The following is a 15,960-nucleotide window of genomic DNA, read 5'->3' on the forward strand; positions in this document are numbered from 1 at the left end:
GCCGAGCCACGGGCGCCCGCCCAAGGGCGGGCAAAGGCTACCGGGCGCCCAAGGGCGCCCTATGTGGTTGGTGACTTCTGTTGTGTATCAATACTTTTCGTCTGTGTTGGATTTGGGTCGGGCTTTGCCCTCCCCGCATCGCTTCTGTTGTGATCGAATCTTGCGTTATTCCAACGGTTTTCGGCATCACGCGTACCGGCTTCGCCGTCCGCTTAGTATCCATGTATCTGATTGTATCCCAGTACTTTTCGCTGTTCGCCTTCCGCTTACGCTATCCAGCTAACACTAGCCCGGTTCGGCTCCGCCGAACCGAGCGCACCCGCATACACCCCACGCCTACGGCGTGAAACACCGAAACACACTGCACCACAACCGAATACCGCCATCCCCACACCCGGCGCACCGGCCGACCCGGGCACACCCCCACCTGTCACCCGCAGACTTTGCCACACATACCAACAGCCGTCATGCTTGAGACAACCACTACGCGCACCCACACCAGCCGGCCACCACACCACCCAGGCTCACACCCGCCCCTCCCGCGACGGATCACACCGCCACCGACCACCACCAACAAACACCCCCACCGCCGTACGCAACGCATTACGCCACAACACCAACCCCGCCTCAAACCCCGCCCAATCCACCACCCGCCACACCACCGGCCCCATCACCACATCAACCCAACACAACCCGCCGACGACGCAGCTCGTCGTAGTCCTCCTGAACGGCCACCGACCACTCCGGGGCGCGCGTCCACGTCACAGACACCGCCGAGAATCCCGGCCACAGCTCTGTGCAGCCTCCGTCGAGCACTTCGGTACCCACTGCTCCTCGCAGCGCTTGACGCACGGCTCCAAACGCCTCCAGGACGGTCCACACTTGCTCGGCGGAAGTGAACCGCATCAGCACCTCGCCCCACTGCACCGACAGCACGGTCCGTTCGGTACGCGCGTCTTCCACCGACACGTGGCCAGGCAGCGGCCTAACCATCACCAGTGTTCGCGTCACCACACCAGCAGGAACCCGCATGCTCACCACCCGCTCATTGCGACGTGGTGCTCGTCGCACGCGTCGTCGCTGCATCCCTGCTCGGCGATCACCGTGTCGGTCAACTCGCCAGCGGCGTCGAGCTCAACCCGCAGGGCCTGTGCCAGCTCCGCATTGCCCATCTGCAGGTAGCGCTCGGCGTGCTCGGGTGCGAAGTCAGCAAGCATGTTGACCACTTCGCGGCGGGTATAGCTCACGCGGTAGTGGGTCGTCTCGATTCGCTGCACTTCCAGCGTGATCGCGTCCGCGTAGTCGTCAAGCGTGGCGGGCCGTGCCGCGATCAGATCGCTCGCCGCGCAGCCACCGATAGGCACTCCGATAGGCCCGCCTGTGCGTTCGGACACCTGGCGAACAACGTGGTACTTGCGGCCCCGCGTGATGACCCGAAACAGCGTGCCGTCCTGTGGCGTGCCGATGTCGTCGGCGATTTCGACGTACTCGCCGACCTCGAATTGTGTTGCGCTCATGGGTTTCTCCTGTCTCACCATTGCGTTGGGTCTGTTAGTTCGCGCTGCGGTTGGGTGAACCATCGGCGCAGGCTGGCGTGCGCTTGGGCGCGGTCGCCGCCGTTTCCGACTCCGCGCCACACCGCCGTGCCAAGCTGCGGCTGGCCGGTGCGCTCATAGTCGGTGTAGTTGAACAGTCCGGCGTATTGCGGGCGCTGGGAAGAGACTGAGAACTTGGCCACGACCCGGTTGGCCCCGCGCGCCCACTCAAGCCCGCTGCCGCTGGCCTTGACCGTCCAGCCGTTGACTGCGGCGAGTGCGACGAGTTCGACCAACGGTGTCACGCTTTCCGTGGCGCTGATAGGTCCGCCCGCAGCCGCACCAGTCGTGTTGTCTGCCAGCATCATTCGGCTGCTCCGATCCACTCGTCGATTCGACATGCCAGCGCATCGGCGCTGTGCTCGATGTCCTCGCGAACGTCCGCGTTGTGTTCGTCGTGGTAGCGGTAGCCGCTGACTGTGGGCTCGTCGTCCTCGTCGTCGAACACGTGCAGCCGCGCGAAGTCCGCGCGCAGAGCGGTCACGCCCTCAAGCACACTTGGGATGCCCTCGGTGACGTGGCGGGCCAGCTCCAGCGCGGCATTGATCAGCCGGTCACGTGCGTCTTCGTGGTCGATCTCGTCGCCGTCGCAGTCGAACCACTCACCGTGTAGCCGAGTGACTTCGGCGGCCCGTTCAGTCAGCTTCATTGGTTCTCCCTGTTTTCGGTTGTGGTGGTCGTGTGCGAGCGGTTGCCTCGCTCGCGTTGCAGGTACATGGCGAGGTCAAAGAGCCGCACCGCGTACTGGCCGCGAATGTCGAGCCCCCAGCAGAACACTGCGTTGGGCAGGTGTCTGACCGCATCGGCCAGCGCTTCGTTGGTGTCGAGCGGGTAGTCGGGCAGTGATCGGCTCACATCCACCGCTAGCCACGAGCGCCCGGTGTCGATCAGCCACGCACTCACAACCTTGACGGCGGCCCGTGCGATCAGCTCGTCCAGTTCACGGCCCTGGGCCAGCAGCGCGGCCAGATGACTGTGTGCCGCGTCGGTTCGGGTTGCCGTGGGGGTGGGGCCGTTACCGGCCCCACCGTGGCTGCTGGCCGCCATCACTCGGCCTCCACGTCAACGATGTCGAAATCGCCGTCGCACAGCCCGTCCAGCTCGCCCCTCGACAGGTTGTAGATCGCCTCGACGACCTCGCTGGTTGTGACGTTCTCCGACGCCGAGTCGGCGTCGTGGCCGCTTGACGAGATGCGCACCCTCAGCCGCACGTCCACGAGCACCGAGTAGTCGCGCGACCGTGGGCGTAACCCCTGCTCGATCATGAAGTCGTCGAACCGGCTGCACAGATCGTTGTCGTTCGCGTAGTGGTGCGCCGCATCGACGATTGCCTCCAGCCGCGCCCGCTCACGCGACAAGGCGCTGCGCGCCTCACGTGCGGCAGCCTGGCCCCGCGCGGCCTGCCACGCCGAGTCAGCCAGCACCGGCACCCACGACGGCATCGCCCCGTCGGGGTCGGGCACCGACCACGCCCACAGCATGACGTCGGCGACCGGGCCAGCCGCCACCACCGCCACCGGATCAGCCGACACAATCGCGCACCACCGCTGGCCGCCGTCGATCGGCTCTTGCTCGACGACAAACCACCCCCCAGCTAACAGCTCCGGGTTGATCCGCACCGACACCCACGACCCCGAACCCAGCCCTGACGACGACCCCAACAGGTCTGCCGCCGACACCGCCACTCCCACCGCAGCGGGAACACTCAGATCAGACACAACGCCCTCCTACAGGCACTCCGCGCGATCCCCATGTCCCCCGCGTGGGGGACATCTGAACCGCTTTCCCATGTGTCTCAGTTACCTCCCCGAGACAACCCCAAGCATATCCGCACCGACCGACATATCCCCTCGCTACCAGCGCTATATCGCCTTGTCTCCACCCCACCCACAGTTACCGATAGCAAATCGGCCAAAATTTGCTGATGTGATGTCCATCACATCGCGTTTGGCTCCGCGTCGCTCGGATTGCATTGTGTCGCAATCTATTTCACTGCAACTAGTGACCGACTTTCGTTGTGGCGCAACGCTTTTCGTGGCGCGCATCTCCCGAATCGGGTTGTGGCACAGTCGTTTTCATCCCTACCCACTGGCGGGTGTGTAGCGTCGGGGCCGACTTGTCGGACCCCGGCGCTACCATCTAAGGGTGGGAGGGTGGGAACACCCGCCAGTGGGTATCGCCTGGCCGCCGGCCGGCCGCCAGGCCGCTAACGCTTGACGTCATCAATCATTATTAGATGCCGTTGCCTTGACGGCATCAAGCGTTATGGTTCGCATCGAATCGTTCGCAGCTACGCGGGAAGGGAGCCCATCGGACAATGGCCAGTAAGTCTGTCGCTCACTCGAACCGAGTCCGCGTGCAGCTGCACGGTGGCGCGTTCGCCACCGGCCACGTCGTCGGCCGCTACGACACGTTCGACCTGGTGGAGGTCGGCGGCCATGTGCTGCTGGCTCCTCATGTTCCGCAGTTCGGATACCCCCGCATCTGTGCGGCGGGCGCACGCTCAGAAAGGCCAACCGTTCGATGACCACACCAGCGCGCCACACCCCCGGCGAAACCGACTCCAGCCCCACAGCGTCCCGTGGCGCGCCCCCGACGCCGGTACTGGCCGGCACCACGGTGATCTATCGCGGCCGGCGCTACACCATCACCGAGGAACCCGAGCTGATCAACAAGGCCGGCTGCGCCTGGATGGTCAACTCGCGCGGCCACGAGAACGTGATCTTCATCGCCGTCGACGACGGCCGCATCGTGCGCGCCGCCACCCGCCACGAGCCGTGGGCCGACGTCACAACCGAGTCAGCCTCCGACACCTCCGACACCGCACTGAGAGCAGACGATGGAGCCGTTGAGTGAGGGCGGCTGCACTGCCACACCCGGATGCAACTCGAGGATTCACACCCGTACCAGACGAGCAATGCCGCGTTTCACGGGCGTGTTGGCGGCGGTATCGACCGCCGCCGCCACCGGACAGGGATGCGAGGGAGGCCTCTGATGACCACCGCCGCTACCAGCCCGGAGCGCGTGCGGTTTCGCCGCCAGTCCCCCCGGCTGCTACTGGGCCAATCCGAGCGCCACAGCATCCTCCTGCGCGGCGGCGGCCCCCCGGCTTCAGCCGGCGGATTCCAACCCGTATCCACCACCTATGCGGCAGGAGAGCAGAGATGAAGCAAGCGCAACGATCCGGCCGTCGGCCCACCGCGGCTGCACGAGCACTATCGGAGCTGTCACAGGCCTTCGCTGAGGCCTGGGCCTACCGCCACACCATCGAGGGACGATGGCAGCACATCGCCCGCGATACCGTGAGCGACGTCGTCGCGCACGGTCTATCGCCACGCCGCGCGCTGCTTCTGAACGGTTTTGCCCTCGACCCGTCGGCCACCGCGGCACAAAGCGCCCACTTGTCGGAGTCGACGACGACAATGAACCCACCAGCCGAGTTTGGAGCGCGCAAATGACCACCATCGAACAGACTCACCACATCGAAATCGACACCATCGAGTCACCGCCGCGCTTTGTGGCCCGCTGCACCGATCACCAAACCCAGGCGATGACCGCCGGTTTCGGCCACGATGACGCCGCGCGCCGCTTCACCTGCGACCCGAGTGGGCAGCGATTCATCATTTGTTCGGACGACGGTGCCGATCCGGTGCTAACCGACCTGGGAGGCCTTCGCCACAGCGTCCGCCGATGGATCGAAAACAGCCACTACAGCGACGTCGAAGCGTTGAAGTACTTCCGCTGGTCGGCCGCGGCTCCGCACCTACAGGCGCTGACCATCGCCCTGACCCACCCCAGCGAGTACGACGAGCACGACTACGCCCATCCGCGCTACGCCGTGCTCACCGACGCCGGCGAACACATCGCCGAAGTCATCTGCCGAATCGACGGCCGTGCCTGACCGCCCGACGGAAAAGACCAGACCAGTGAGTGCGATGGCACCAGATGCCCTCCTCCCCGACGAGTTCGACCAGGTGTACGTAAAGTCGGCCGACGGGACACGCTGCGTCATCACGACTACTGAATTGTGCTGCCAGAACGACCAATTCACGGCCTCGCCGGTCATCGACGGGATGCAGGCCAACGGCGTCCGCATCGACACCGACGCCGTCATGTCGTGGATCGTCGGCGACCTCGGCAACATCCCTGCGATCGAACTCGACAGCACCTACACCTACCGCGCGCTTGGCTGGACGATCACCACCCGGGCGGGCGGGGATCTGCGCTTCACCAACGACCAGACGGGATGCTCCGTCGTCGTTGGTGCTCACGCAATCCACGTCGCGCCATGAGCCGCAGACCATCAAAGCGCCAGCTCGAAGCGCTTGAGCTGGTGGCCGCCAGCCGAGTGCAGTACGGCGCGGAATACCCCGAGCGCAGCCGACGCGCCGCCAAGCGCGGCCACACCATTGTGCCAACGTTTCTCATCGACGGTGTGGCGCCGTACGGATCGGGTCATACAACGTGGTCAGCGGTGGAAAGCCGCGGCTGGATCGTCGTGCGGCATGACGAGGTGCCCAAACACAGTGTGGCCGAGCAGGTCCGCACGTACAGCACGGTTACTGGCTTCAAGACGACGACCATCCCCGCCCATGAGGAGCCGATCGGCTCCTCATGGGCCGGCAGGTACTGCAGCGCCACGTGCTGACAGGTGTCCCGTGACCTCAGCGCAGCTTTGTCGTCGGGCGCGCTGTTACGGCACCAATGCCGCCGGCGGGCCGGTGGCCATCACCGCCGACAGGTAGTCGGCTTCGCTGATGACATCGACAGTCGCGGGCGGCGCGACAGCGACTGTTCCCGTGTCGACCGGCGGTGCGATCGGCGGAATTTGTCGGGTGGCCAACCATGCCTGCCATTGGATCCGGGCCGCTTGATGTGCGGCGATACGGGCCGATCTGGCTTCGGCGAGGCGGTGTTGTTCGGCGATGTCGTCGAGTGTGGTCTCCCCTGGTGTGAGGCGGCCGGCCTGTCGGCGCAGCAGTCCGATGCGGGCTAGTTCGGCGATGCTGTTGTAGGTGCTGCTGATGGACGTGCGCGCGGCCCCCGCGAGATCCCTCGGGTTATCCAACCCCGTCGTGATGACGGTTTCGTAGAGGCGTCGATGCTGTAGCCCGATGACTGACCACGCATGATGCACGTCGGCAACCGCTGGCCGGCCGGGTGCATCGGGGTGTGGGTCGCAGACGTCAGGCGTGGTCAGCGCGTAGCGATCGGCGTGCAGGCCGGTGCCTTTGGCTACCAGCAGGATCGGTGCGCCGGGCATTTCGCGCAGCGCCCGCAGCACGGCCCAGGCGGTGGATTCGCTCAGCAACCCGGCCGCGATCGACAACGATCTACCGCCGACGGCCACGACGGGCACCCCCTGGACGAGCTCGCCGGCGCGTACGGAGCTGATCGCCAGGGCTTGGAGAACGGCAGCCGCCGCCCACCGCTGAGGGTGTGACCGTAGGGTGAGGTCGCACCACCACACCGCGTGGGCAAGCCACCGCCGATGCTGGGCGGGTACCTGCGCCCTACCCCCTGTGTGCTGTTTCTTGTGCGTGGCTGTCTGGAATCTGGGGATAGTAGCGACGAGCCATCGTTGAGCTGAGTCCCAATCCCGCTCAAGCGCTTTATGGCGCTGGGCGCCGTAGCGCTCATAGGCAGCCGACAGTCCAGTCCATGCTTGACCCGGGGCAGCGAGCCGGTGGATATCAGCGAGGGTGGCGCCGCGCCACATGGCGTGGGTGAGCACGGCCTGACGTGCTTCCGATCGAGATGGCCAGCGGCCGTCGGAGGGTAGGACGCCAGTGCGGGCGAAGGCTGTGACGGCGGCCGGCATCGGGCTGTGCAGCCGATGCCGCGGCGCCAGGGATTGGTGATGGCCGGAACCGGTGAAGTACTCGACGACTTGAGGCGGGGACGCCGGTGCGGTCGTGGTATTGGTGGCGGCGAGCTGCGCCGCGAGCAAGTCGAGCAGCTGCGGTGGGTTGCGTGTGCGTAGCAGCTGCTCGGCGTCGCCGAGGTCGCCGACTAAGACGCGGTAACCGCCTTCGCGACACGGCGATCCTGGTGCGGTGAGGCAGCCTTGGGCCGGGTTGAGCATAGGCGTGACGTCGAGGGTGCGACACACAGCGGCCAGCGCAGCCATGAGCGGTTTGATCTGCTCGACGGTCACCGCGACGGTGAGGGGCACCAGGATATGGGCGCCGCCGCTGGTTGAGGTGTCGACGATCGCGCGGGCGCCGCAGTCGGCGATCCAGGACAGCAGGCGGTCGCGGTCGTCTGAGACGCGTTCGCGCCCATGCTTTTTGGCATCGAGGTCCAGGGCCAGCAGCCGGGTGCGGCCACGGTTGTACAGGGGAACGGCAGCCGGGACTTCGGGCAGCTTGCGGGTCAGCGGGCGAACCTTGTCGAATCGGTGCTCGGCGCCCCATATCCGCATCGTGGGCCGGGCAGCCATCAAGGGCGCCAATGCCTTCCAGGTGCGTTGCGCGGTGTCACGCGCGCCCGCCGGTGGGGCGGAAGTGTTATCGCGGCGCGCGGTCATCGATCCGTGGCCGGCATGCAGGCATGCAGTATCGTGAGACCTGTCATTGGGACAGTCCCTTTCCTGGGGCAGGATGCATTACCACTAGGCCGAGTAGCAGCTCGGCTAGGCCGCAAACCCTCGGTGCCAGCCGGGGGTTTCGCCGTGTTTAGTGGCTTTCAGAGTGAGATCGACTGCGAGATAAGCCGATTGGCCCGATGGCGCACGACGCGTTCTCGCAGCGCAGTGGTTCGGCTATGGGTGGATGAAGTTTCCGCCACCTTTATGAGCGGCGTGGGGCCATGGAGTCCTCCCTGTCTGGATGCGTTACCCACAGGGATGTTCGCACGCCTATGCGCGCGTACGCGCGCAAGACACGCGCAACGCGTGCTGCAAACGTGAAGGATGTGACTAAGAGGCTGCTGCGGCGCCGCCGATCAGGGCTAGGTCGGGCTGCAGCTTGTCCATGATGTATGCCTGCACGTTCTGGTACCCACCGCGGTCGGCCAGCTGCTGGAGGCGTTGCCTTTCGGTTGGCAGCAGGTTCAGTTTCACCTGCTCGTTGCGCTGCCTGTTACTGGAGCCGCTACGGCTCTTGCGCGGCGCAGTGGACTCGCTCGCCATCGCCAGATCCCTCCTACGCTGCAGCAATGTCTGCTTAGTGAACATCTGCACGCATCGTATGTCCTCTTTGTGGACTGCGCGCGTACCCGCGCAGCGCGTGTCGCCCACTTAGTGCGCATCTTGTGATCAGTAAGCGGGCATCGCAGCTGGTCGCGGCAAGTCGCGGGCGGGGCCGGGCGTAGTACGATGTCGAAACCTGCGGCGGCGAAGGGGGCTTGTTGGATGGCGATCGAGAGCCACCCTCAGGCTGACCGACACGTCATCAGCGCCCGCCAGGCCGCACGCATTCTGCGCCGGGACGTACGCACTATCCGCCGCATGATCGAGTCCGGCGCACTGCAGGGCGGCGCCACCGCCGGCCCGAAACAGAAGCGCTGGTACGTCTACGTTGACCAGCTGCCCCCTGCTAGTTCGGAACAGCCGACACCCTCTGCTACTGGCAGCGATGAAGTGGCCGATTTGAAGGCCCAGATCGTGACGCTGCAGGAGACCAATCGGTTGTTGAGCGCATCGCATGCGTTGACCTTGGCCGCGATGGAGGACTACAAGGCAGGTGCCGAAGGCTTTCGGATCGCGGCTGAGGGGTACCGGCAAGCCGCCCTCAAGTATCAGTCCGCAGCTGAGGGCTTCCACGGTGCCCTGGAGCACCAGCGCGACGCGCTCGCACAGTTCACCACTCCGGGACATCTCGGCGACACGGCCGGCTGACGACGTCAGCTCCAACCGCGGCGTCGCGTCAGGAAGTCACAATCTCCCGCCGGCAGCGTCGCGGCTCAGCACATGAAGAAGATCAGCGGCCTGACCGGCGTGATGCTTTGCCTTGTCGCTAAGGATCAGCTCAGCCAACTCCCCATCGCAGGTGAAGGCGATCGAGTCGATGCCGTAGCCGCGAAGTGCGCGAGCCCACTTATCGCCGGGGCGCTTGCTGCCGGCCAGCGCCGGGGTCCTGTTGCGTACACGATCGGCGAGTGCGCGCAGGTCTGCGTACACCGCGGCGTTTGACGCGGCCGCGTGAGCCGCGCGGTTGATCAGCATGACGGTCAGCACCGCGCACGACCCGAGCGTCACGACCTTGCTCCACACCGCCGTATCGGAAAACGCCATCACGACTCCGCCGACAAAAAATCCCGCGGCCATAGTCAGCGCCTCAGCCGGGCGCATGTCGTCCCACAGGGCGGCGGTTACCAGCGCCTCGCGCCGCCGGCGGTACAGCATGACAACACAGGCGCCGCCGACCAGAACCACAGCGCAGATTGCACCGGCCTCAAGCATGGCCAGAGCCTACGGCTGGTCACCGACAGCGGCCACTCACTGCACGCTCGCCCAAGAGCGGAACATGCGACACATGGTCGATCACGCGCCGCACACCTCGACAGCGGCTGCGCCCCCCGGCGGCTCGTCGGCAGGGATCTCGGTCCAGTCGGTGTCGGCGGGTCGGCGCACGGCCACTGCATTGGCGCCGTGTTCTCGCTTGGCTTCGGCCACCGCGTCCGCCGCCGGCGAGCCGATCGGCACCCACACCGACGCGATCCAGCCGTTGGACAGCCGGACGAGCCAGGTTTCGACGTCAACGACGTTAGGGTGATTCATGCGACACCATCCTCTCGGGCCGATGACGGCGGCCTGCTCACTTCATAGAGCCTGACGACGCCGGCGAGGCTGCCCATCATCGCGCGGATCAGCTCGGCAACGGCGGGTTCCTCGGTATCGCAGAGGTTGGCATCCTCTGACCATTTGTCGACGAGCCGCAGTAGCGCCCTGTGTAGCTCGTCGACCCGGCCGGCGTCCAGTGTCTGCTCACTGTCGCTTGTACTCATTTTGCTCAGCCTGCTTCCCTTCTCGTGTTTTCAGTTCGGCATCGGTAGCCGCGTATCCCAGCGATCGCCGGGCAGCTTGGCGAGCCAGTTGGCGATGGTCTGCATGGCTTCGTCGTAATCGACGTCGGCCAGCTGCGGGTCTTGATCGACCAGCTCCGTCCAGAATTCGGCGAGGTCGGCGACGCGGGTGATCACGGCCAATGCCAAGGCCTGCTTTTGGCTGCGCTTCATCGGTCTCCTCGGACGCGGCGGACAGGACGTCTGCTGATCTGCCTGGATGGCTTAGAGTGTACCGCTAAACCATTGATGGCATCAAGAGTTATGTGATAACGTGAGACTTGACGGCATCAAGCGTTAGGGGAGACAATGGCAGATCGGATGGACCAGCTCGTCGCCGCCGCGGTGCGCCAGGGATTCAAGGTCTGGCAAACCAAGCGCGGGGCTTGGGTGTTCGCGAAGGGAAGCCTGAGCGTCATCGAGGCCAGCACGCCCACCAGGGCGGTGCAGTGGGTGCGCTTGATCGGCGCGCTGCGCGGCGTCGGGCTGGTCTTTCCGGAGGAGAACCAGGCCGAACCGAGCGAGGAGATCTAGCCGTGACGTGGACCGCGCAACTCACCTACACCGCGCCCGGCCTCACCCTGGAGCAGCGCGCGGACATCGCCGCCGAGCTCGACGCCAATGTGGCCTACGACGAGGCAGCCGGACACCTGAAGCTCACCTTCGAGACCGAGGGCGCGACCCTACGCCAAGCCAGCGACAGCGCTCTGCATGCGGCTGGCGCAGCGGTGAGCGCCGTGGCGCGCGGCGCCGTGCAGACCCGACGAGGCCGGCTGCTGGTGATGCCCACCGAGGAGTTCATTGCCGAAGCCGCCCATCCCACCCGGCTCGACCTGATTGGCCTGCGTGAGATCGCCGACCAGTTCGGCGTCTCCCGCCAGCGTGCCCACCAACTGACCCAGCTCAAAACCCTGCCCGGTGGTCAGCTCGGCTTTCCTGAGCCGGTCTCCACCCCGGCCTCCGGCCCGATCTTCACCCAGACCTCCGTCGATGAGTTCCGCCGGCGCTGGGAACGCACCAAGAAGCCGCAGGGCGGCCGGCCGCCGCGCGCGGCGCCCGGCACAGACGTGGAACACGGTGGCGCACCCGCCCAACCCACCCGCCGGCGCGACTCCGCGGCGGCACGATAGAAGCACCCGTAATTCGATAGTTCACAGGAGGCCCGTCAATCATGACCGGATCAATCATAGGAATAGTCACGGCCGTGATTGTCGTGGTATTTCTGGCAAAACTCGCGCTACGCCGTGCGGGCAGAACCAAGGTCGTTTTCAACGTCACGTTCCCGTCATTTCCGCCACCGCAGGCAATACCACCGTATGTTCCTCCGGCGCAGATAATGCCCCCGTATAGCCCGCAGGGGGCGATTCCACTGGAGGCAAATGATGAGCCGGCTCGTAGTGAGGCCCAGGTGTTTGACGATATTGTTCGCGACTTTTATCGCCGTTGATCAGCCGATAACACCAGAGAACGTGCGCGCATTTCGTCAGACACGGGAGGAGTAGATGACCGACGCAGCACCGCATGTGCTTCAGCTGTTGTTGTCGCGTGGTGTGCCACGTCCGTTGTCGGGGTTATCGACGGGGTCGTGTGCCGTCCTTTCCCAGGAGAACACGATCTCGGTGTTTGACAGCGAGGCGGCGGACTGGACACTGACCGCCCAGGCCCGCTGGCCTGAGGACATCGCGCTGGACTCCCATCCGTGGGCCGCGCTGGCTCCGCACGGATCCGGTGTGGTTCTGCTGAATATGACCGCCTGTGACATCAGCGCTCTGCCGGTCGAGGTGCGTATGTCGCTGGAGATGCAGCATCAGCGCTACTCCCCCGCATCCACGCCGGCCTCAACGCTGGCTCCGCGGTTTCGTGTCGTCACCGACTCTGGTCAGGTGCGTATCACTGCACCCACGGGAACCACCCGCGTGCTACCCATCGGCGCTGCATACACGGTGACCGAGGACGCCTATCGCCGCCACGAGGAACTAACGTTCTCGTATCTGTCGCCCTCTTTGCGGGTGGTCGCTCGCGCTATTTCGCTTTTCGGCCCGCTGTCGACCAACGACCTACTGCACCGGGTCTATCCGGCGCCCACGGACAAGAACAAGTCGGCGCTGAACATGACCCTGTCGCGGTTACGTCACCATCCCCGCGTCAACCTGGATCGCCTCGACGACGGTCGGCTGACGATCACCCACGGGGGCAGTGCTGAGCTTCCCTCAGGACAGGCCAGCTGAACCTGCCACCCTTGCCCGGCATAGCCACGCCGTATCCCAGGGCAACCACTGTTAGCACCCTCGTTATACCGCCTGAGCGGCCCATATGGGTACTAATAGCCCCATATACCCTGCTCGCGCGGTATAACGAGTTTTCACCGCTGTGGCCAGAGGGGGGCCTAGGCGTCCCATGACCGAGACCGCTCGGCTGTGCCCTAGTTCCCATATATCTGCTAACCCCTACCCCCCATATGGGCCATAGCCGCTGCTCGCTGGCTGTAACAGACGTTAGCGCGCGACGCTGCGGCCGATGATCTCGATGGAGCCGACGGCGAACGTGGCAGGCCCACTGCCCTGCCCCGGAGCCGCGACGGGGCTCGGCGCCAAACCCAGAGATCCGAGGTCGCCCAACAGGCCCGGCGCCGGAGCCGCCGAGCTGTCCGTGCCGGCGGTCGCCGCCTGCCCGGAGACGTCTTGGGTCTGCAGGATCACCATGCGGATGGTTTGGGTGACCGCGGGCTGATCGGCGCTTCCCAGCGGGGTGGTCTGGCGTTCCCGCTTGTTGGCGAAGTCGGCATAGACCGGGCCGCCGTAATCGAGGTAGTAGGCCACCTTGGTAACGATCCGGTGCTTTGCCCACTGCTCGGCGCCGTCTTTGTCCACGCCCGCAAATCCCGGGACGACACCGATTTCGGTGACGATCATCGGAGCGGGCAGTGTGATGGTCAGGACGGTGCCGGCCAGGCCGGCGCACACCCACGCTTTGTTGGTGTCGCCGGAGAACGCATCCGTCGGCGGGGTCAAAGAGATCGGGTACTCGGCAGCTTCAACCTTCGCCGGCGCGATCACGCCGTCGGGAACCACCGCCGGCGCCGTCGTGCTGGTCGGTTTGAGCGCACCGGCCGCGCTCTGTGACATGACTGAGGCGGCCGTGTCCGACGGTTCGGAGCCGCCGCCCAAGCCCGGAATGGCGACTCCAGCCACCAGCAGAATCGCCACGGGAACGCCGATCAGCAGCGCCTTGCGAGGCACCCGACTCGTCCCGCTGCTGCTGTTGTCGGCCGGTGACGAACCACCCCCGTTACGCTCCGGTTCGCCGGTCGATTCCTCGTGGGCGGAATCGTCGCGATCAAGGCCAGGAAACCCGGCACGGTCGGATTCACCGTCGCCGGTCTGCTCATCGGTGTCGTTGCCAGAATTGTGGCCGGAATCGTCACCGCCTATCGTCGGCGGCGAAAGTGTGCCCTCGCGGTATGCGCGGATCCGTTCGACGGCGGTCATTTCCCCGGCCGGCATATCGGGCTGATTGCCAGCAGCCATATCCGGTTGATGGTCTAAAGCGTCATCGTCCGGCGTGTCGAGATTTTGAGGAATTGCGTTTTCCTCAATCGACGTGGAAGCGTTAGTACCACTGCCGACGATCATTTCGCTAATGTCCATATCCGCCCCTAGCCTAGTCCTGTCTCTTTACCGTTAGTAACCGCCGCCGATCGACACCACATGAATGTGATCGAAGTGGTTTTCTGTGTCAGACCCCCGATCGCCCATAAGAGACGACGTGCCATTGGCGTTGATCTGGCGTTGACGCCACATCATGTGATCAAGACCCAGCGGTCCACGATTGCGGATCAGGAACTCCACGATCCGGTTACCGAGATCCCGCCCGGCGGGGGTGTCGTAGTTCGGGATCATGATGTCCAGCGCCAGACCGTCCGGATGCCAGTGCAGCCTGTCCTCGCGCCAGCCGCCAATCTCGCGGATCTGCGGGAAGGCCGCCGACACCGCGCGGTTCATCAACTTGGTGTAGTGCTGAAGCCCCTTCTCGTCGGCTCTGCCCGCCGCTGTGGTGTTGAGCGGCCCACGTGCGCCAGCGCCGCGCCGCCGTTGGTAGGCCAGCGCGCGCAGCAGCAGTAACCGCCGCAGCGCGCGGGCACGAGCGCCCGAGACGGTGCGCGACTGAGCGCGCAGTCGCGCTATCCGCCGGCGCATCAGCTCCCGCTGCCCCATCGGGGTATCTGCGGCCGGCGCCGAGTCCGCCCGGGCGGCATCGAGGATCACCCGCGTCTGGTGCCGCGCCGCGGCGTGATCGTCGACCGCGCCGCGCAGGATTGACAGCAGCTGCGCGTCGGTCGCGCCGCCGCTGCGCAGATCGAAATGTGCCTGCGCCGCCCGCTGCCGATACCGCTCGAACGCCGCGCCGCTCAGCGGCTGCCCATCGCGCAGCACCTGCTGCGCATCAACTGCCGGCCCACCACTACGCGCAACCCCGGGGCTGCCAGCAAACAATTCGTGAGCCCGGGCCAACACCGTGACCTCATCCGGCACCGTCATCGCCATCTCCGGCCCGGCCCGCTGCAACGAACGCCTGCACGAGTTCAACCGCCTCGCCGGGAATCGCACCTTGATTGCGCCACACCCACAGGTCCTCCGCGGTGGTGCCGAGCAGTTGGGCGATCACCGAATCAGGCAGTGGAGAATTCACGCACGCGATATCCAGTTTCGCGCCGAGACTGCGTGCCTGTAGACGTGCAAGCAGGCTTTGCCGGGTGGCTTCCAACGTCTCCAGATGTGCCATCAGTCGATCGGCATCGCCAGCGTCGGCGTGGGCGGCGACTCGCCAAGAATCCGCCGTTAATCCCTCCGTTTGAATACACCGATCGATCACAAACGCAATATACGTCTCATAATCGGTTGCTGTTTCCGGCGGCATTCTGTTGATGACGGCGTTGAGCGCTTCGATCTGAGCCTCGGCGTACCCACCCAATAGCGCGGTGGTGTCGGTGCGCCGGCCGAGCACCAGGCCACTAGACACCGCGGCCTTGGCCTGAGCCGACGCCGACTGCGAGGTCGCCACGATGGCCTCCAGCTCGGCGTGAGGATCTTCGGCGAACACCAACCGTTGGTAGCTCCCACTGGGTAGCCCCATCGCCAATTCCACCTTGCGCACGGTGTCTTTTCGCGGTTTGCGAATCCCGCGCTCCAGATAACTCAGCCCCATCTGACTCACGCCGCTAGACGCCGCCAGATCGGCCAGCGACAGATCACGCGCCTCCCGCAGTGCCCGGATCGCAGCACCAGCGGCTTCTCGATTCACCCGCACGCTCCTGCCATGCACGGCATCGTACACACCCCATACACACCTCACCTGCACA

General features: G+C 65.4%; 25 protein-coding genes. 10 read left to right on the top strand and 15 right to left on the bottom strand.

The genetic code is table 11. The features are described 5' to 3' along the window. Positions 1 to 678: 678 nt before the first annotated feature. The 6 genes from RMCN_RS04000 to RMCN_RS04025 are packed head-to-tail and all read right to left on the bottom strand — an operon-like array spanning position 679 to position 3,313. Positions 679 to 1,032: a hypothetical protein gene (locus RMCN_RS04000; RefSeq protein ID WP_234787559.1), complete on the bottom strand. Its 354-nt coding sequence runs from the start codon at positions 1,030 to 1,032 to the stop codon at positions 679 to 681. A 2-nt stretch (positions 1,033 to 1,034) separates the two neighbouring features. Continuing rightward, positions 1,035 to 1,517, bottom strand: a complete 483-nt coding sequence (locus RMCN_RS04005; protein ID WP_067387463.1) for a hypothetical protein — start codon at positions 1,515 to 1,517, stop codon at positions 1,035 to 1,037. Positions 1,518 to 1,531: 14 nt separating this feature from the next. Continuing rightward, on the bottom strand, positions 1,532 to 1,840 hold the full coding sequence (locus tag RMCN_RS04010; RefSeq protein ID WP_234787560.1) for a hypothetical protein: 309 nt from the start codon (positions 1,838 to 1,840) through the stop codon (positions 1,532 to 1,534). A gap of 59 nt (positions 1,841 to 1,899) precedes the next feature. Then, entirely contained in the window at positions 1,900 to 2,244 is a 345-nt protein-coding gene (locus RMCN_RS04015) for a hypothetical protein (protein ID WP_067387467.1), read from the bottom strand. Then, positions 2,241 to 2,642: a hypothetical protein gene (locus RMCN_RS04020; RefSeq protein ID WP_067387469.1), complete on the bottom strand. Its 402-nt coding sequence runs from the start codon at positions 2,640 to 2,642 to the stop codon at positions 2,241 to 2,243. Before RMCN_RS04020 ends, RMCN_RS04015 begins: the two co-directional genes overlap by 4 nt. Continuing rightward, complete coding sequence (locus RMCN_RS04025) at positions 2,642 to 3,313, bottom strand: hypothetical protein (RefSeq protein WP_131808508.1); 672 nt, start codon at positions 3,311 to 3,313, stop codon at positions 2,642 to 2,644. The genes RMCN_RS04020 and RMCN_RS04025 overlap by 1 nt, the downstream gene beginning before the upstream one ends. A 599-nt stretch (positions 3,314 to 3,912) precedes the next feature. Here RMCN_RS04025 and RMCN_RS30780 point away from each other — a divergent pair. From RMCN_RS30780 to RMCN_RS04045, 5 genes are all read left to right on the top strand, one after another. After that, positions 3,913 to 4,122, top strand: a complete 210-nt coding sequence (locus RMCN_RS30780) for a hypothetical protein (RefSeq protein WP_131808509.1) — start codon at positions 3,913 to 3,915, stop codon at positions 4,120 to 4,122. Beyond that, entirely contained in the window at positions 4,119 to 4,451 is a 333-nt protein-coding gene (locus RMCN_RS04030) for a hypothetical protein (protein ID WP_067387473.1), read from the top strand. The genes RMCN_RS30780 and RMCN_RS04030 overlap by 4 nt, the downstream gene beginning before the upstream one ends. A 598-nt stretch (positions 4,452 to 5,049) precedes the next feature. Further along, positions 5,050 to 5,496 (top strand): hypothetical protein, encoded by a 447-nt coding sequence (locus RMCN_RS04035; protein WP_067387475.1) that lies wholly within the window; start codon positions 5,050 to 5,052, stop codon positions 5,494 to 5,496. Positions 5,497 to 5,530: 34 nt separating this feature from the next. After that, positions 5,531 to 5,887 (top strand): hypothetical protein, encoded by a 357-nt coding sequence (locus RMCN_RS04040; RefSeq protein WP_067387477.1) that lies wholly within the window; start codon positions 5,531 to 5,533, stop codon positions 5,885 to 5,887. Then, positions 5,884 to 6,243 carry a hypothetical protein gene (locus RMCN_RS04045; protein ID WP_067387479.1) on the top strand — a complete coding sequence of 120 codons (360 nt, stop codon included), beginning with the start codon at positions 5,884 to 5,886 and terminating at the stop codon, positions 6,241 to 6,243. The genes RMCN_RS04040 and RMCN_RS04045 overlap by 4 nt, the downstream gene beginning before the upstream one ends. Positions 6,244 to 6,288: 45 nt before the next feature. Here RMCN_RS04045 and RMCN_RS04050 read toward each other — a convergent pair whose 3' ends face one another. After that, a complete protein-coding gene (locus RMCN_RS04050) occupies positions 6,289 to 8,124 on the bottom strand; it encodes a hypothetical protein (protein WP_084377125.1) in 1,836 nt (611 codons plus the stop codon). Positions 8,125 to 8,514: 390 nt separating this feature from the next. Next, complete coding sequence (locus RMCN_RS04055; protein ID WP_084377139.1) at positions 8,515 to 8,772, bottom strand: hypothetical protein; 258 nt, start codon at positions 8,770 to 8,772, stop codon at positions 8,515 to 8,517. Positions 8,773 to 8,949: 177 nt separating this feature from the next. Between RMCN_RS04055 and RMCN_RS04060 the strand changes: the two genes are divergently transcribed. Further along, positions 8,950 to 9,435 carry a helix-turn-helix domain-containing protein gene (locus RMCN_RS04060; protein WP_110765748.1) on the top strand — a complete coding sequence of 162 codons (486 nt, stop codon included), beginning with the start codon at positions 8,950 to 8,952 and terminating at the stop codon, positions 9,433 to 9,435. Between the two features lie 36 nt (positions 9,436 to 9,471). Here RMCN_RS04060 and RMCN_RS04065 read toward each other — a convergent pair whose 3' ends face one another. The 4 genes from RMCN_RS04065 to RMCN_RS04080 all read right to left on the bottom strand — a co-directional run bounded on the left by RMCN_RS04065 (position 9,472) and on the right by RMCN_RS04080 (position 10,775). Next, positions 9,472 to 9,972 carry a hypothetical protein gene (locus RMCN_RS04065; RefSeq protein WP_131808511.1) on the bottom strand — a complete coding sequence of 167 codons (501 nt, stop codon included), beginning with the start codon at positions 9,970 to 9,972 and terminating at the stop codon, positions 9,472 to 9,474. Positions 9,973 to 10,080: 108 nt separating this feature from the next. After that, positions 10,081 to 10,317, bottom strand: coding sequence for a hypothetical protein (locus tag RMCN_RS04070; protein WP_067387483.1), 237 nt, complete (start codon positions 10,315 to 10,317; stop codon positions 10,081 to 10,083). Continuing rightward, entirely contained in the window at positions 10,314 to 10,544 is a 231-nt protein-coding gene (locus tag RMCN_RS04075; protein WP_067387485.1) for a hypothetical protein, read from the bottom strand. Before RMCN_RS04075 ends, RMCN_RS04070 begins: the two co-directional genes overlap by 4 nt. Positions 10,545 to 10,574: 30 nt before the next feature. Then, positions 10,575 to 10,775 carry a hypothetical protein gene (locus tag RMCN_RS04080; protein ID WP_067387487.1) on the bottom strand — a complete coding sequence of 67 codons (201 nt, stop codon included), beginning with the start codon at positions 10,773 to 10,775 and terminating at the stop codon, positions 10,575 to 10,577. A 135-nt stretch (positions 10,776 to 10,910) separates the two neighbouring features. Here RMCN_RS04080 and RMCN_RS04085 point away from each other — a divergent pair, with 135 nt between their 5' ends. The 4 genes from RMCN_RS04085 to RMCN_RS04095 are packed head-to-tail and all read left to right on the top strand — an operon-like array spanning position 10,911 to position 12,829. Beyond that, positions 10,911 to 11,135 carry a hypothetical protein gene (locus tag RMCN_RS04085; RefSeq protein ID WP_067387489.1) on the top strand — a complete coding sequence of 75 codons (225 nt, stop codon included), beginning with the start codon at positions 10,911 to 10,913 and terminating at the stop codon, positions 11,133 to 11,135. A 2-nt stretch (positions 11,136 to 11,137) separates the two neighbouring features. Beyond that, positions 11,138 to 11,731 carry a hypothetical protein gene (locus tag RMCN_RS04090; protein WP_067387491.1) on the top strand — a complete coding sequence of 198 codons (594 nt, stop codon included), beginning with the start codon at positions 11,138 to 11,140 and terminating at the stop codon, positions 11,729 to 11,731. Between the two features lie 41 nt (positions 11,732 to 11,772). Next, positions 11,773 to 12,048, top strand: a complete 276-nt coding sequence (locus tag RMCN_RS30785) for a hypothetical protein (protein WP_131808512.1) — start codon at positions 11,773 to 11,775, stop codon at positions 12,046 to 12,048. A 55-nt stretch (positions 12,049 to 12,103) separates the two neighbouring features. After that, on the top strand, positions 12,104 to 12,829 hold the full coding sequence (locus RMCN_RS04095; RefSeq protein WP_067387493.1) for a hypothetical protein: 726 nt from the start codon (positions 12,104 to 12,106) through the stop codon (positions 12,827 to 12,829). Between the two features lie 267 nt (positions 12,830 to 13,096). Here the strand turns inward: RMCN_RS04095 and RMCN_RS04100 are convergent, their stop codons facing one another. The 3 genes from RMCN_RS04100 to RMCN_RS04110 form a co-directional block, all read right to left on the bottom strand. Next, entirely contained in the window at positions 13,097 to 14,128 is a 1,032-nt protein-coding gene (locus tag RMCN_RS04100; protein ID WP_131808513.1) for a hypothetical protein, read from the bottom strand. A 153-nt stretch (positions 14,129 to 14,281) separates the two neighbouring features. Continuing rightward, complete coding sequence (locus tag RMCN_RS04105; RefSeq protein WP_131808514.1) at positions 14,282 to 15,145, bottom strand: VldE C-terminal domain-containing protein; 864 nt, start codon at positions 15,143 to 15,145, stop codon at positions 14,282 to 14,284. Further along, on the bottom strand, positions 15,123 to 15,902 hold the full coding sequence (locus tag RMCN_RS04110) for a helix-turn-helix domain-containing protein (protein ID WP_067387597.1): 780 nt from the start codon (positions 15,900 to 15,902) through the stop codon (positions 15,123 to 15,125). Before RMCN_RS04110 ends, RMCN_RS04105 begins: the two co-directional genes overlap by 23 nt. Between the last annotated feature and the right edge of the window lie 58 nt (positions 15,903 to 15,960).

The sequence above is a fragment of the Mycolicibacterium novocastrense genome, from assembly GCF_001570485.1.
Classification (GTDB): domain Bacteria; phylum Actinomycetota; class Actinomycetes; order Mycobacteriales; family Mycobacteriaceae; genus Mycobacterium; species Mycobacterium novocastrense.

Bases quoted from the DNA above. Each gene is read 5' to 3' on its own strand.
- RMCN_RS04000 (WP_234787559.1), bottom strand. From the start codon at position 1,032: ATGCGGGTTCCTGCTGGTGTGGTGACGCGAACACTGGTGATGGTTAGG.
- RMCN_RS04005 (WP_067387463.1), bottom strand. From the start codon at position 1,517: ATGAGCGCAACACAATTCGAGGTCGGCGAGTACGTCGAAATCGCCGAC.
- RMCN_RS04015 (WP_067387467.1), bottom strand. From the start codon at position 2,244: ATGAAGCTGACTGAACGGGCCGCCGAAGTCACTCGGCTACACGGTGAG.
- RMCN_RS04020 (WP_067387469.1), bottom strand. From the start codon at position 2,642: ATGGCGGCCAGCAGCCACGGTGGGGCCGGTAACGGCCCCACCCCCACG.
- RMCN_RS30780 (WP_131808509.1), top strand. From the start codon at position 3,913: ATGGCCAGTAAGTCTGTCGCTCACTCGAACCGAGTCCGCGTGCAGCTG.
- RMCN_RS04030 (WP_067387473.1), top strand. From the start codon at position 4,119: ATGACCACACCAGCGCGCCACACCCCCGGCGAAACCGACTCCAGCCCC.
- RMCN_RS04035 (WP_067387475.1), top strand. From the start codon at position 5,050: ATGACCACCATCGAACAGACTCACCACATCGAAATCGACACCATCGAG.
- RMCN_RS04040 (WP_067387477.1), top strand. From the start codon at position 5,531: ATGGCACCAGATGCCCTCCTCCCCGACGAGTTCGACCAGGTGTACGTA.
- RMCN_RS04045 (WP_067387479.1), top strand. From the start codon at position 5,884: ATGAGCCGCAGACCATCAAAGCGCCAGCTCGAAGCGCTTGAGCTGGTG.
- RMCN_RS04050 (WP_084377125.1), bottom strand. From the start codon at position 8,124: ATGACCGCGCGCCGCGATAACACTTCCGCCCCACCGGCGGGCGCGCGT.
- RMCN_RS04055 (WP_084377139.1), bottom strand. From the start codon at position 8,772: ATGTTCACTAAGCAGACATTGCTGCAGCGTAGGAGGGATCTGGCGATG.
- RMCN_RS04060 (WP_110765748.1), top strand. From the start codon at position 8,950: ATGGCGATCGAGAGCCACCCTCAGGCTGACCGACACGTCATCAGCGCC.
- RMCN_RS04070 (WP_067387483.1), bottom strand. From the start codon at position 10,317: ATGAATCACCCTAACGTCGTTGACGTCGAAACCTGGCTCGTCCGGCTG.
- RMCN_RS04075 (WP_067387485.1), bottom strand. From the start codon at position 10,544: ATGAGTACAAGCGACAGTGAGCAGACACTGGACGCCGGCCGGGTCGAC.
- RMCN_RS04080 (WP_067387487.1), bottom strand. From the start codon at position 10,775: ATGAAGCGCAGCCAAAAGCAGGCCTTGGCATTGGCCGTGATCACCCGC.
- RMCN_RS04085 (WP_067387489.1), top strand. From the start codon at position 10,911: ATGGCAGATCGGATGGACCAGCTCGTCGCCGCCGCGGTGCGCCAGGGA.
- RMCN_RS30785 (WP_131808512.1), top strand. From the start codon at position 11,773: ATGACCGGATCAATCATAGGAATAGTCACGGCCGTGATTGTCGTGGTA.
- RMCN_RS04095 (WP_067387493.1), top strand. From the start codon at position 12,104: ATGACCGACGCAGCACCGCATGTGCTTCAGCTGTTGTTGTCGCGTGGT.
- RMCN_RS04100 (WP_131808513.1), bottom strand. From the start codon at position 14,128: ATGGCTGCTGGCAATCAGCCCGATATGCCGGCCGGGGAAATGACCGCC.
- RMCN_RS04105 (WP_131808514.1), bottom strand. From the start codon at position 15,145: ATGGCGATGACGGTGCCGGATGAGGTCACGGTGTTGGCCCGGGCTCAC.